Here is a 13,155-nt window from a genome sequence, read left to right as displayed (position 1 = left end):
ATGTGGCGCTAGATCTTCGCGACCTGCGTGAAGGACAACTCGACCGGGGTCTCGCGACCGAAGATCGAGACCAGGACCTTGAGCTTCTGCTGCTCGGCGTTGACCTCGCTGATGCTGGCGGGCAGCGTGGCGAACGGGCCGTCCATGACGGTGACCGACTCGCCGACCTCGAAGTCGACCTCGATGAGCGGCTTTGCGAAGCTTTCTCCGCCGGTCTCGCCGGCCGAGACGGTCGCCGCGGCGGCCTGCTTCTTCTGCTCCTGCTGCGGGAGCAGGAACTTGATGACCTCGTTGAGGGTCAGCGGGGACGGGCGCGACGTCGCACCGACGAATCCGGTGACGCCGGGCGTGTTGCGCACAGCTCCCCAGGACTCGTCGTTGAGATCCATGCGGACCAGGATGTAGCCGGGCAGAACCTTGCGGTTGACCTGCTTGCGCTGACCGTTCTTGATCTCGGTGACCTCTTCGGTGGGAACTTCCACCTGGAAGATGTAATCGCCGACGTCGAGGTTCTGGACACGGGTCTCGAGGTTGGCCTTGACCTTGTTCTCGTAACCCGCGTAGGAGTGGATGACGTACCAGTCACCGGGTGCGCGACGCAGAGCGGCCTTGAGTTCCGCAACGGGGTCCTCGGGCTCTTCGGCCGTCACAGCCTCGTCGGCGGGCGCAGCCTCGTCAGCGGTCACAGCCTCTTCTTCGGCGGTCACCTCGTCCTCGACGATCTCGTCGGCCGGGGCGTCCTCTGCACCGTCGTCACCGACGATTTCCGCGGCTTCGGTGCCCTCGTCGGCAGCCTCGACATCCACTTCGGCTGCCGCCTCGGCAGAAACACGCTCTTCGGCCAAAGCCTCATTCGTGTCGTTCTCGGGGGTGCTCACTGGGGCACTCGCTTCCTCTCGTCACTCACATACTTCGGATCCACCGGGGCGGATTCCGTCAACCGAACAACCAGGTGACGCCCTTGATGACCACCAGATCCAACACGCCGATGAACGTCACCATGAACACCACGAAGACCAGGACGACGCTGGTGTAGGTGATCATCTGCTTGCGATTGGGCCAGATGACCTTGCGCAGCTCGGCGATGACCTCGCGGAGGAACCGGCGCAGGCGCTTGAAAATGTTTTCCTTGCGCGGCTTGTCGGCGCGATCCTTCTTCGCCGGCTTGACCTTGGTGGTCGTGTCCGACTTCGAGAGTTCCGGTGACTTCACGGAACTCGCGGCGACCTCGGTACCTGCCTGCGAACGACGGCCCTGGCGCTTACCGCTGGGCTTTCCCGAGGGAGTGGCGGAACGCGTGGTGGTGGCGTCGGCCGCGGTGTCGTCGGCACCGTCCGGGCGCGTCGACCCTGAAGTGTCGCCGTCGCGCTTGGCGCGCTCCTCGCTCACGTCGTTCCTCTCAGTCGCTGGCATCCGGGGGCAGGGGCGACAGGACTTGAACCTGCAACCTGCGGTTTTGGAGACCGCTGCTCTGCCAGTTGAGCTACGCCCCTTTGGTCGGGAGACCTGGTCCGAAACTAGCCTCGGACCAATTCTTGACCGACCTCTCTGTGATTACATGACACGCGCGCCACCCTTGCCGGCCATACAGCACCGTAGGGCAGCGCGCAGCGCTGAGTAATCCCAGAAATCTCAGTGTACTTCAAAGCCCCGGAACAAACCCAATCCACCCGGCTGTCAGGCCAGACGGACCGTTGCGGTGGCGCGACCGAAGATCTTCTTTCCCTCGGAACGCGCCACGATCGCGACTACTGCTGTCTTGCTTTCTTCGTCGAGCGATTTCACCTTACCGGTGTACTCGACCTGCGCGGCCTCGTCCTCACGGACGTAGACCGAGCTCGTGAAACGAACGTTGTATTCCTTGACAGCACCCGGATCTCCGAGCCACGACGTGACGAAGCCGCCGCCGAGACCCATGGTGAGCATTCCGTGCGCGATCACGTTGTCCAGACCGGCGAGCTTGACGACCTCGTCGCTCCAGTGGATCGGGTTGGGATCGCCGGACACGCCCGCGTAGTTGACCAGGTCGCCACGCGTGAGCTTCACGATGCGCTCGGGGAGTTCTTCACCCACCGAGACGTCCTCGAACTTACGAAGCGCCATGCATGATCACGTCCTTGACTGCGTGAGCGATGTTCTCGTCGACCTCGCCACCGGTGCGCGCGACGAGCGTCGTCCACGTGGTCTGGACCAGTTCGTCGTACTGATCGGTGACGATGTTCTTGGTGACGATGATGTCGCTGCCGCCCATCTGACGGAACGACTCCAGGTACACGTCACAGACCAGGCGGTCGCCGACCTTGATCGGCTTGTGGAACTCGAGCCGCTGATCGGTCTGGAGAATCTGGCTCGGGTCGTAGCCCGTGACGATCTCCTTGAAGAGACGTCCCTGGGCGATGATGCCGACGAGCGAGATGAACGTCAGAGGAGCGAGGAGACCGTCGTAGCCGAGGCCCTTCGCGGCTTCCTCGTCGTGGTGAGCGGGGTGCCAGTCCTGCACGGCACGCGCATACTCGCGCACCTTCTCGCGTCCGACCTCGTAGAAATCGTCGACGCGGTAGTGGTGCCCGACCATTGCCAGTGCGTGCGCGGCAGGATCAGCAGGAACAGCCTCGGGCACGTATGCCTCTGTCTCTGTCACAGTGTCAGTCACGCGAAAGAACCTCTTCTACCCTTGACGTCAGCGCGTGAGGGCAGCCTAGAGGACTCCCTTCGCGAACGCAGTCCTAGTTCCGGACCGTGTTACTTGGACTCGCGATGCGACTGGTGAGTTCCGCAGTTCGGGCAGAACTTCTTGATCTCCAGGCGATCGGGGTCGTTGCGCCGATTCTTCTTGGTGATGTAGTTGCGGTGCTTGCATACCTCGCAGGCCAAAGTGATCTTGGGCCGAACGTCAGTCGAGGAGGCCACGGGATGCCTTCTTTCGGGTGAATCTGATTACGAACAATCAGGGTGGATCATGCATATTGTGTAGCGGTGACCGGACTTGAACCGGCGACGCAACGATTATGAGTCGTTTGCTCTACCAACTGAGCTACACCGCCTCGGTGTCGAGTGTCGCGCACTAGGCGCTCCACTTCAATCCAGCGAGCCCCCTAACGGAATCGAACCGTTGACCTTTTCCTTACCATGGAAACGCTCTGCCGACTGAGCTAAGGGGGCGTGCTTCGCTCGCACATCGCTGCGCGCTGAAGCCTTGACGAGATTACACAGAGTTCGCGTCCAGAACCAAATTGCCTGGTCAGCGGCTTTTGTATGTCGCTGCACCCGGCAGTTCGGGTCGGCAGCCCACACAGAGCGGGGTGCCGGCCGGACAACCGGTCCCGGCCACGAACGACAGAACCCCGGTGAGCTGTCGCTCACCGGGGTTCTGTGTGTGGCAGATGTAGGATTCGAACCTACGTAGGCATAAGCCGACGGATTTACAGTCCGCTCCCATTGGCCGCTCGGGCAATCTGCCGGGGTTGCACGAGGAGCGCGAAATCTGTGCGAAATCGCTCTCCGCTGCGGAAAGAAGAATACAACGAACGGCCCCCCGTTTTGCAAACCGGGTGGATACGGGCGGTTGCGAACCGATAGCGTCGAATCTGCTCGTCGGCATTCGGCGGGCCCCCGGCCGGGTCGCGGCGGGGAGAACTAGACGAAACCGGGAGTGTGAAGTGGCTGATTCGTCCTTCGATGTGGTGAGCAAGGTGGAGCGTCAAGAGGTGGACAACGCCCTGCATCAGGCCGGCAAGGAGCTGTCGACCCGGTTCGACTTCCGGAACACGGGAGCATCGATCGAATGGTCCGGCGAGGAAACCATCACCCTGACGGCCGACACCGAGGAGCGACTGCTCGCCGCCCTGGACGTCTTCAAGGAGAAACTGATCCGGCGTGACATCTCCCTGAAGGCGTTCGACGCGGGCGAGCCGGCGCAGTCCGGAAAGATCTACAAGCTGTCGGGCAGCCTCGTCCAGGGCATCACCACGGAGAACGCCAAGAAGATCACCAAGAAGATCCGCGACGAGGGCCCCAAGGGCGTCAAGGCGCAGATCCAGGGCGACGAACTGCGGGTGAGCAGCAAGAAGCGCGACGACCTGCAGGCCGTGATCTCCCTGCTGAAAGGTGAGGACTTCGGGATCGCGCTGCAGTTCGTGAACTACCGGTAGAGGCGCTCCGCACCCGTGCGCCTTTCTGGTCGTAGGAACGACCAGAAAGGCGCACGGGCGGCGAAGCCGCCTACATGCCCGCCATGCGCTCGAGCCGCTCGATCCGGTCGGCCATCGGCGGGTGGGTGGAGAACATCCGGCTCATCTTCTCGCCGGTGCGGAACGGGTTGGCGATCATCAGGTGCGACTGCGCGGCGAGCTGAGGCTCCGGCGGCAGCGGCGCAGCCTGGGTGCCCTGCTCCAGCTTCCGCAGCGCAGACGCCAGCGCCAGGGGGTCGCCGGTGAGTTCTGCGCCCGACTGGTCGGCCTGGTACTCCCGCGACCGCGACACCGCGAGTTTGACGACCGTCGCGGCGATGGGCCCGAGCAGCGACACCAGGAGCAGCGCGATCGGGTTGGCGCCCTGTCCCCCGCCGCGTCCGCCGAACATGTTGGCAAACATGGCGAAGTTCGCGAGTCCCGACACAACGGCGGCCATGGCGCCGGCGACGGAGGAAATCAGGATGTCGCGGTTGTAGACGTGCGACAGCTCGTGTCCGAGCACGGCCCGCAACTCGCGTTCGTTGAGGATCTGCAGAATGCCGCTCGTGACGCACACCGCGGCGTGGCGCGGACTGCGCCCGGTGGCGAACGCGTTGGGCGCGGACGTGGGGCTGATGTAGAGCCGCGGCATCGGCTGGTGCGCGGTGGTGGCCAGTTCCCGGACGATGCGATAGATGACCGGCGCCTGCACCTCGGTGATCGGCTGGGCGTGCATGGCCTTGAGCGCCATCTTGTCGCTGTTGAAGTACACATACGCGTTCATTCCCACCGCGAACACGATCGCCAGCAACAGGATGGTGGGGTTGCGGAACAACGCGCCGATGAACACGATCAGCGCCGACATGCCGACCAACAGAACCAGAGTCTTCGCCCCGTTTGCGTAGCGCACGTCACGCCTTCCTTGTCGTTGTCACCCGATCACGTCACCCGAGTTTCGGGATCTTGATCATTCAACGAAACACGGTGGTGGGACGGTTCCCGCTCGGACGACGAGAAATCGGGTGAAGACGAGTTCGGGTACTGACGATACGGCTCAGCCGACACGCTCGATCGTGTAATCGACGAGCTTCACGAGGGCGTCGTTGGCGGGGCCCTGCGGCAGCTCGGCGAGCTGCGCGCGTGCCTGGACCGCGAACTCCTCCAGCTTCGCCTTGGCGGCGGCCATGCCGGGTGACCGTTCGAGGAGCGCGAGCGCCTCCGCGACGTCGTCGTCGTTGGTGACGGGGCCGTCGAGGAGCACCCGGAGGCGATCGGCGTCGGGTCCCTCGTCGCGCAGCGCGTACAGCACGGGCAGCGTGTGGACGCCCTCACGCAGGTCGGTTCCGGGTGTCTTGCCGGACTGGGCGGACACCGAGGAGATGTCGATGATGTCGTCGGAGATCTGGAAGGCGGTGCCCACGGCGTCGCCGAGGCGTTCGAGCCGCTTCACGTGGTCGGCGTCCGCGCCGGAGAAGGTGCCGCCGAAGCGTCCGCACGCCGCGATGAGCGAGCCCGTCTTCTCCCACACGACCTTGAGGTAGTGCTCGACCGGATCCTGCTCGCCGCGAAGCCCGATCGTCTCGCGCATCTGGCCGGTGACGAGTTCGGCGAACGTCTCGGCGATGATGCGCACCGCCTCGGGTCCCAGCGTCGAGACGAGACGGGACGCGTGCGCGAACAGATAGTCGCCGGCGAGGATCGCAACGCTGTTGCCCCACCGCGAGTTCGCGCTGGGTGCACCGCGGCGCATCGACGCCTCGTCCATCACGTCGTCGTGATACAGCGTGGCGAGGTGGACCAGCTCGACGACGGTGGCCGCCGTGACCACCGACGGGTCGGAGGCCTTCGGTCCGAGCTGGGCGGTGAGCACCGTGAACAGCGGACGGAAACGCTTGCCTCCCGCCTTCGCGAGATGCAACGCCGCCTCCGTGAGGAAGTCCTCCCCGTCGGAGAGCTCACTGACCAGCAGTTCCTCGACTTGCTTCAGTCCTTCACGGACCGTGGCAGCGAGCTGCGGGTCGCCGAGATCGATCCCGGCGACCGTAGTGCCCACTACAGCGTCGGCAGCGGTGTGTGCTGCGCCCTCGGTGCTCACGTTCTCAGTACCCATCCTGTCGTCAGTGACGGCTCGGTTCCCGCGCCGTCGGTGGCGGCTCGGCTACCACGGTAGTGAACCTAGCGGTTCCGCTGCCCGTCGGCCTCGCCGCGGTCGCATAGCGAAGCCTGACAGGATGTAGGTGTGGTCGCAGCAGAACAGTCGCCCGCGGGATCCCCGCTTCCCACCGCCACCGATGTCCTGGTCATCGGTGCTGGTCCGGCCGGTTCCTCGGCTGCCGCGTGGGCGGCCCGCGCGGGACGTGACGTGGTGCTCGCCGACGCGGCGGTGTTTCCCCGCGACAAGACGTGTGGCGACGGACTCACTCCGCGTGCCGTCGCCGAGCTCGACCATCTCGGTCTCGGCGACTGGGTGCGGTCGAAAGGGACCAACCGCGGGCTGAGGCTCAGCGGGTTCGGTCAGGAGCTCGAACTCGAGTGGCCGGGAAGGTCGTTCCCGGCCGTCGGCAGTGCGGTGGCCCGCACCGAGCTGGACGACAAGATCCGTGCGACCGCCGTCGACGCCGGGGCCGTCATGGTGCAGGGCGCCAAGGCGATCGGCGTCGAACGGGACGGTGACCGGGTGACGGCGGTGACGCTGAAGACGTCCGACGGAACCCACACCATCGGCTGCCGGACGCTGATCGTCGCCGACGGCGTCCGGTCCACACTGGGCAAGCAGCTCGGCCGTGAATGGCACCGGGACACGGCTTACGGTGTTGCCGCCCGCGCCTACATCGCCACCGACCGCAGCGCCGACCCGTGGATCACCTCGCACCTCGAGCTGCGGGACGGGGCGGGGACGCTGCAGTCGGGCTACGGCTGGGTGTTCCCCCTCGGCACCGGAGAGGTGAACATCGGGGTCGGCACCCTCGCCACCGCCAAACGTCCGGCCCCGGGTGCGCTGCGACCGCTGCTCGACCTGTACACGGCGCAGCGGCGCGACGAGTGGAAGTGGGACGGCGAGCTCCGCGCGGTGGCGTCGGCGTTGCTGCCGATGGGCGGTGCGGTGTCGCACATCGCCGGCCGGAACTGGGCGATCATCGGCGACGCGGCGGCATGCGTGAATCCGCTGAACGGCGAGGGCATCGACTACGGGCTCGAAGGGGGGCGCCTGGTCGCGGAGATCCTCGACTCCGACGACCTGACGGAGCTGTGGCCCGCGATTCTCCGGGAGCGGTACGGCCGGGCGTTCTCCGTGGCGCGGCGACTCGCCGGGCTGCTGACCGTCCCCCGGGTTCTGCCCGCGTCCGGTCCGGTGGCGATGCGGTCCCGTGCGCTGATGACCATCGCGGTCCGGGTCATGGGCAACCTCGTCACCGAGGAAGACAGCGACCTCACCGCCCGCGCGTGGCGGGCGTCCGGTCTGCTGTCGACGAAGGTCGACTCGCGACCGCTGTTCGGCTGAGGTTCAGCGGGTGGCGCGGTGCAGGGCCACCACACCGCCGGTGAGGTTGCGCCACTGCACGTTCCGCCACCCGGCCGCCTCGATGCGCAGCGCGAGTTCCTGCTGGGTCGGCCAGGCGCGGATCGATTCCGCGAGGTACACGTAGGCGTCGGGATTGCTGCTGACGGCGCGCGCGACCCGCGGCAGGGCCCTCATCAGGTACTCCATGTAGACCGTGCGGAACGGCCCGAACACCGGGGTCGAGAACTCGCTCACGACGAGGCGCCCGCCGGGTTTGGTGACCCGGGCGATCTCGCGGAGACCGGCATCGAAGTCGGAGACGTTGCGCAGCCCGAAGGAGATGGTCGCGGCGTCGAACACGGCGTCGGCGTAGGGCAGGTGCATCGCGTCGCCCGCGACCATCGGGACGTCGCGTCCGCTGCCTGCCTGCAGCATTCCCTTGGAGAAGTCGGTGGCCACGCACCACGCACCCGACCGTCCGAGCTCGACGGTCGACACCCCGGTCCCCGCCGCGAGGTCGAGAACGCGCTCCCCCGGCTTCAGTGCCAGGGCCGAGCGCGTCGCCTTGCGCCAACTGCGGTCCTGACCGAACGACAGGATCGTGTTGGTGAGGTCGTAGCGCTTCGCGACGCCGTCGAACATCGACGCGACCTCGTGCGGATCCTTTTCGAGCGACGCCCGCGAACCGTGTGTAGTTGCCACGCCCGAAACGCTACCAACCGCGCCCGGCGCCGATGTCGGCGCCGGGCGCGGTGGCGAGGCGGTCACTTCTTGGAGACCCGCACCAGCTTCTTGTTGACGAATTCGTCCATTCCCCACGGACCGAGTTCGCGGCCGACGCCGGAACGCTTGACGCCGCCGAACGGCAACCCGGGAAGCGTCGTGCCGTGCTCGTTGACGAAGGCCATGCCGACGTCGAGCCGGTCGGCGACCTCACGTGCCCCGTCGAGGTCGGTGCTCCACACCGAGCCGCTGAGCCCGTAGGAGGAGGAGTTGGCGAGTTCCACGGCCTCGTCGGCGGTGGCGACCTTGTAGACGACGCCGACCGGTCCGAACAATTCCTCGCTGTACGCCCGCATCTCGGGGGTCACGTCGACAAGCAGCGTCGGTTCGACGTACGAGCCGGGGCCGTCGATCTTCTTCCCGCCGGCGAGGAGCGTCGCACCCTTGGCGATGGCGTCCTCGATCTGCTCGATCAGCGAATCCGCGGCGCTCTGCGAAGACAGCGGCCCGAGGACGGTCTTCGCGTCGAGCGGATCGCCGGTCGGGGTGGCCTTGAAGGACGCGGCGAGCTTCGAGACGAACTCGTCGTAGTTCGGCTCGGTCACGATGAATCGCTTGGGCGAATTGCAGGCCTGGCCCGCGTTGGACAGGCGGGCACGGGTCGCGGTCTTGACCGTCGCGTCCATATCGTTGGTGTCGAGGACGACGAACACGTCGGACCCGCCGAGTTCGAGCACCACCTTCTTGAGGTTGCGGCCCGCCGTCTCGGCGACGCTGGTCCCGGCCCGCTCACTGCCGGTGAGAGAGACCCCCTGGACACGCGGATCCGCGATCATGTCGGCGATCTGCTCGTTGGTGGCGAACACGTTGATGTACGCATCCTCCGGGAGACCGGCCTGCCGGAAGATCTCCTCCATCAGCAGTGCCGACTGCGGACAGTTCGGGGCGTGCTTGAGCAGCACGGTGTTGCCGAGCATGAGGTTCGGCGCCGCGAAGCGGGCAACCTGGTAGTACGGGTAGTTCCACGGCATCACGCCGACGAGCGCACCGATCGGCCTGCGGTAGACCACGGATTCGTCCGCGCCCGGCACGTCGAGCCGTTCCGCCTCGAGCAGTGCGGGGCCGTTGTCCGCGTAGTAGCGGTAGATCGCCGAGGAGAGCTTGACTTCGCCCTTGGCCTCGCGGACGGGTTTGCCCATCTCGAGGGCGATCATCCGCGCCAGTTCGTCTTCGCGCTCCGCGTAGAGATCGGCGGTTCGGCCCAGGATCCGGGCGCGTTCCTCGGCGGGGGTGGTCCGCCAGTGGAGATATCCGCTGTGGGCGCGGGAGAGCGCCGACTCCACTCCTGCATCGTCCAAGGTCGTGAATTCCCGGACGGTTTCACCGGTCGCGGGATTGACAGTCTTGTACTTCGCCATACTGCGGGCAACCACGAGACAGCCTCTCGAATTCCCCACCGGAATCGATGCGGTGGTCAGGCCGCCCGGGACTCGCGAAAGTCCTGCCCGCCCACAACCGCCGCGTAGTGACCCAGCAGCTCGTCGCAGATCGCAGGCCACGTGCGGTGCAGCACCGACTGCCGGGCGGCCTCCCCGAAGCGGGCCCGCATGCGGCGGTCGCGCAGCGCCTCGAGGGCGCTCGGCAGCAGTTCGCCGAACCGGTCGACCGGAAGCAGGTAGCCGTTGCGGCAGTGCGCGACCAGATCGCGCGGACCACCGGCATCCGGTCCGATCACCGGCACCCCGCTGGACAACGCCTCCTGCACCGCCTGGCAGAACGTCTCGTGCTCGCCCGGGTGGACGAAGACGTCCAGGCTCGCATAGGCCTCGGCCAGCTCCACACCGCCGAGCTGGCCGGTGAACACCGCATCGGGCATCAACCTCTGCAGGCGCGCCCGTTCCGGACCGTCGCCGACGATCACCAGCCGCACCCGCTGGTCGCCGGCGACTGCCGCCAGCCGCTCGACGTGTTTCTCGGGTGCAAGCCTGCCCACGAATCCGACGACCAGCCGATCCGAGCCGCCCAGCCAGGAGTCCCGCAGACCGGTGCTGCGACGCGACGGCGCGAATCGAGCGGTCTCCACGCCGCGCGCCCAGCGGTGGACCCTCGGAATCCTCTGCTCGGCGAGCGCCTCGACCGCCGACGTGGACGGCGCGAGAGTGCGCGTGCAGCCCCGGTGGATGCGACGGGTCCAGGCCCACGCCGCACGGCTGGTGATGCCGAGGCCGTAGCTCTCGGCGAAACCCGCCACGTCCGTCTGGTACACCGCGACGGTGGGAACGTCGAGCCGGTGCGCCGCACCGAGCCCGCCCGCCCCGAGGAGGAACGGCGACGCCAGATGCACGACGTCGGGGTCGAACGCCCGCAGCGCGGCGGTGAGCCCGGGCTGCGGCAGGCCCACCGGGAGCGAACTGACCTTCGGCACCATCACCGCAGGCACCCGGTAGACGGGTACGCCGCCGTGTTCGGTCGGCGCGGACGTCAGCGATCCGACCGTGTCCGGGGCGACGACCATCGCCTGGTGCCCGGTGCGCTGCAAATGGTCGAGAACCCGCAGCACCGAGTTGGTCACACCGTTCATGTTGGGAAGAAACGATTCCGCGACGATGGCTACTCTCACGCGCTCAGCGTGGCAGTGCTCGTGGTCACAGCAGCGAGATCGACGTGACCGTCGCGCGAAGTTCCGGGAAACTCAGGATGACACTGCCGGCCGGGCCTCCGCCGAACTTTCCCGCCGCCGCAGGTACCAGATCACCGGTCCCGCGATCAGCCAGGTCACGACGATCAGCGAACCGGCGGGGACGACGGCCACGCTGGCGTCGCGTCCGGACACCCGCACCAGGTCGGGGTCGCTGCGCGCGTACTCGACGTCGATCCGCTGCCCCACCGTGAGCTTGGTCGGGTACAACACGCCCAGTTCGGGGTTGTGCGTCACCCCGTCGGGCGTGACGAAGCTGATGGCGGACCTCAGCGATCCCGCCGACAGCACCTCCGCCGTGGCCACGCCCCGGTCGGATTGGATGGTGTGGTCGTTGCGCCAGGCGGCCAGCACGAGAAGCACGGCGAGGACCGAGATGCCGATCGCCGTCACCAGCACCCCCCGCCGGACGCGCCGCGACACCCGCGCATTCACAGTTGTGCCCGCACCGCGGCGTGCAGTTCGCGCAGCCCGGAACGTTCGGTGGTCACCTCGAGCACCCGGATGCCGCGGTCGCCGGGCGCCTCCGGCGCACTCAGCCGTGTCGAGAGCTCACCCAACCCCACCAGGTGATGCTCCACCCGGTAGGCAGCGCAGAGTGCGGCGAGATCCATCCCGTGCGGAGTGCCGAAAACCCGCTCGAATACCCCGGCATACTGGGGATCGCCCTGTTCGAGCAGTTCGAAGATGCCGCCACCGTCGTCGTTCGCGACCACGATGGTCAGGTCCCGGGGACGCGGTTCGCCCGAACCGATGAGCAGCCCGGACGCGTCGTGCAGGAACGTGAGGTCGCCCAGCAGGGCCACCGTCCGCCCCTCCTCGTAGGCCAGGGCCGCCCCGACCGCGGCGGACACGGTGCCGTCGATGCCGGCGACACCCCGGTTGGACAGCACCCGGATCTTCGGCGCCGGATAGCTGACGAGCGCGGCGTCCCGCACGGGGTTGGACGCCCCGAGCAGCAACTGGTCACCGTCGGTCAGGGCGTCCATGACGGCGGCCGCCACGTGCAGTCCCGTCGCCTTCGGGTGTGCGGCGAGCTGCGCGCGCACCGCCTTGTCGGTGTGCTCGGACAGCGTGCGGCACCGATTGATCCAGGCCCGGTCGGGTTCACCGGACACGACCGCGCGGGTGCCGGTGGCCAGCACGTTGCCGGACACGTCGGGCCAGCGGGGGCCGGTGGTGAGCGCGTAGACGGCCACCGACGGATCGGCGAGGACCTTCGACACGGACCGGTGGAGGGTGGGGCGCCCGGTGATGACGGCCTGCCGCGGTTTGAGCTGCGGCAACGCCATCGGATGCACCGGGATGCCGTGCAGCGGCGCGGTCGGCTCGGCGACCGTCGGAAGTCCGGCGAGTTCCGGCCGCAGCGCGGACCCGTGCCCGGAGATCACGATGGTGTCGGGGGTGAGGTCGAGGTCCATCGGCACGTCGAGCGTCGCGTGCTGGGTGGTGGTCCACGCCGCCCCACCCGGTCGTCCCTGCGGGACCGGGCCCTGCGCGTGGACGTCGGGAACGAGCGGTTCCCGGAGCGGGATGTCGAAGTGCACGGGACCGGCGTTGCCCGACCTCGTGCCGCGCGCTGCGGCGAGGACCCGGCACACCGCCGAACGCCACTGGCTGTTCTGCCCGGCATCGTCCTCGGCCAGGCCCAGGCTGATGGTCGCGCGCACCTGGCTGCCGAACAGTCCGAGTTGCTCGATGGTCTGGTTGGCACCCGTGCCGAGCATCTCGTACGGGCGGTTGGCGCTGAGCACCACGAGCGGCACCCGGGCGTAGTTCGCTTCGAGCACCGCCGGTCCTAGATTGGCGACCGCGGTGCCGGACGTCATGACGATCGGGACGGGGCGCTTGCCGGCCACAGCCAGGCCGAGCGCGAGGAATCCCGCGGTGCGTTCGTCGATGCGCATGTGCAGACGCAATCGGCCCTCGAGATCGGCGGCCTGCAGGGCGAATGCCAACGGCGCGTTGCGCGAACCCGGGCAGAGCACGACCTCGCGTACTCCCCCGCGGACCAGTTCGTCGACGACCGCGGTGGCTTGTGCAGTGGACGGGTTCACGAC

General features: G+C 67.4%; 14 protein-coding genes and 4 tRNA genes. 2 read left to right on the top strand and 16 right to left on the bottom strand.

Annotation, left to right across the window (positions count from 1 at the left end; translation table 11 throughout):
- Positions 1 to 8: 8 nt before the first annotated feature.
- The 9 genes from nusG to QM693_RS16520 all read right to left on the bottom strand — a co-directional run bounded on the left by nusG (position 9) and on the right by QM693_RS16520 (position 3,460).
- Positions 9 to 878, bottom strand: a complete 870-nt coding sequence (gene nusG, locus QM693_RS16560) for a transcription termination/antitermination protein NusG (protein WP_283352876.1) — start codon at positions 876 to 878, stop codon at positions 9 to 11.
- Between the two features lie 58 nt (positions 879 to 936).
- Positions 937 to 1,389, bottom strand: coding sequence for a preprotein translocase subunit SecE (secE, locus tag QM693_RS16555; protein WP_157951354.1), 453 nt, complete (start codon positions 1,387 to 1,389; stop codon positions 937 to 939).
- Positions 1,390 to 1,420: 31 nt separating this feature from the next.
- Positions 1,421 to 1,493: transfer RNA gene (locus tag QM693_RS16550), tRNA-Trp, on the bottom strand.
- 184 nt (positions 1,494 to 1,677) lie between these two features.
- Positions 1,678 to 2,103 (bottom strand): (3R)-hydroxyacyl-ACP dehydratase subunit HadB, encoded by a 426-nt coding sequence (gene hadB / locus QM693_RS16545; protein ID WP_005252091.1) that lies wholly within the window; start codon positions 2,101 to 2,103, stop codon positions 1,678 to 1,680.
- Positions 2,090 to 2,653, bottom strand: a complete 564-nt coding sequence (hadA, locus tag QM693_RS16540; RefSeq protein ID WP_009474668.1) for a (3R)-hydroxyacyl-ACP dehydratase subunit HadA — start codon at positions 2,651 to 2,653, stop codon at positions 2,090 to 2,092. Before hadA ends, hadB begins: the two co-directional genes overlap by 14 nt.
- A gap of 89 nt (positions 2,654 to 2,742) precedes the next feature.
- Positions 2,743 to 2,910, bottom strand: coding sequence for a 50S ribosomal protein L33 (rpmG, locus tag QM693_RS16535; protein ID WP_005252089.1), 168 nt, complete (start codon positions 2,908 to 2,910; stop codon positions 2,743 to 2,745).
- Positions 2,911 to 2,971: 61 nt separating this feature from the next.
- A tRNA-Met gene (locus QM693_RS16530) sits at positions 2,972 to 3,044 on the bottom strand.
- 45 nt (positions 3,045 to 3,089) lie between these two features.
- A tRNA-Thr gene (locus tag QM693_RS16525) sits at positions 3,090 to 3,162 on the bottom strand.
- A gap of 215 nt (positions 3,163 to 3,377) precedes the next feature.
- Positions 3,378 to 3,460, bottom strand: a tRNA-Tyr gene (locus QM693_RS16520).
- A 199-nt stretch (positions 3,461 to 3,659) separates the two neighbouring features.
- Between QM693_RS16520 and QM693_RS16515 the strand changes: the two genes are divergently transcribed.
- The gene (locus QM693_RS16515; RefSeq protein ID WP_007298080.1) at positions 3,660 to 4,151 is read left to right on the top strand and encodes a YajQ family cyclic di-GMP-binding protein; all 492 of its coding nucleotides are present in this window, start codon (positions 3,660 to 3,662) and stop codon (positions 4,149 to 4,151) included.
- 70 nt (positions 4,152 to 4,221) lie between these two features.
- Here QM693_RS16515 and htpX read toward each other — a convergent pair whose 3' ends face one another.
- Both htpX and QM693_RS16505 read right to left on the bottom strand, forming a co-directional pair.
- On the bottom strand, positions 4,222 to 5,082 hold the full coding sequence (gene htpX, locus QM693_RS16510; RefSeq protein ID WP_005252087.1) for a zinc metalloprotease HtpX: 861 nt from the start codon (positions 5,080 to 5,082) through the stop codon (positions 4,222 to 4,224).
- A 144-nt stretch (positions 5,083 to 5,226) separates the two neighbouring features.
- Positions 5,227 to 6,282 (bottom strand): polyprenyl synthetase family protein, encoded by a 1,056-nt coding sequence (locus tag QM693_RS16505; protein ID WP_016882791.1) that lies wholly within the window; start codon positions 6,280 to 6,282, stop codon positions 5,227 to 5,229.
- 129 nt (positions 6,283 to 6,411) lie between these two features.
- Here QM693_RS16505 and QM693_RS16500 point away from each other — a divergent pair, with 129 nt between their 5' ends.
- Entirely contained in the window at positions 6,412 to 7,674 is a 1,263-nt protein-coding gene (locus tag QM693_RS16500; protein WP_283331054.1) for a geranylgeranyl reductase family protein, read from the top strand.
- A 3-nt stretch (positions 7,675 to 7,677) separates the two neighbouring features.
- Here QM693_RS16500 and QM693_RS16495 read toward each other — a convergent pair whose 3' ends face one another.
- The 5 genes from QM693_RS16495 to menD all read right to left on the bottom strand — a co-directional run bounded on the left by QM693_RS16495 (position 7,678) and on the right by menD (position 13,152).
- A complete protein-coding gene (locus QM693_RS16495; RefSeq protein ID WP_005252082.1) occupies positions 7,678 to 8,376 on the bottom strand; it encodes a demethylmenaquinone methyltransferase in 699 nt (232 codons plus the stop codon).
- Between the two features lie 62 nt (positions 8,377 to 8,438).
- Entirely contained in the window at positions 8,439 to 9,815 is a 1,377-nt protein-coding gene (locus QM693_RS16490) for an NAD-dependent succinate-semialdehyde dehydrogenase (protein WP_283352905.1), read from the bottom strand.
- Positions 9,816 to 9,871: 56 nt separating this feature from the next.
- A complete protein-coding gene (locus QM693_RS16485; RefSeq protein ID WP_283352875.1) occupies positions 9,872 to 11,017 on the bottom strand; it encodes a glycosyltransferase family 4 protein in 1,146 nt (381 codons plus the stop codon).
- Positions 11,018 to 11,089: 72 nt separating this feature from the next.
- Positions 11,090 to 11,530, bottom strand: a complete 441-nt coding sequence (locus QM693_RS16480) for a DUF3592 domain-containing protein (RefSeq protein WP_283352874.1) — start codon at positions 11,528 to 11,530, stop codon at positions 11,090 to 11,092.
- On the bottom strand, positions 11,527 to 13,152 hold the full coding sequence (menD, locus tag QM693_RS16475; protein ID WP_009474677.1) for a 2-succinyl-5-enolpyruvyl-6-hydroxy-3-cyclohexene-1-carboxylic-acid synthase: 1,626 nt from the start codon (positions 13,150 to 13,152) through the stop codon (positions 11,527 to 11,529). Before menD ends, QM693_RS16480 begins: the two co-directional genes overlap by 4 nt.
- Between the last annotated feature and the right edge of the window lie 3 nt (positions 13,153 to 13,155).

This window comes from Rhodococcus sp. IEGM 1305 (assembly GCF_030058635.1).
Classification (GTDB): Bacteria; Actinomycetota; Actinomycetes; order Mycobacteriales; family Mycobacteriaceae; genus Rhodococcus_F; species Rhodococcus_F opacus_D.
This window is presented reverse-complemented; position numbering and strand designations above follow the sequence as displayed.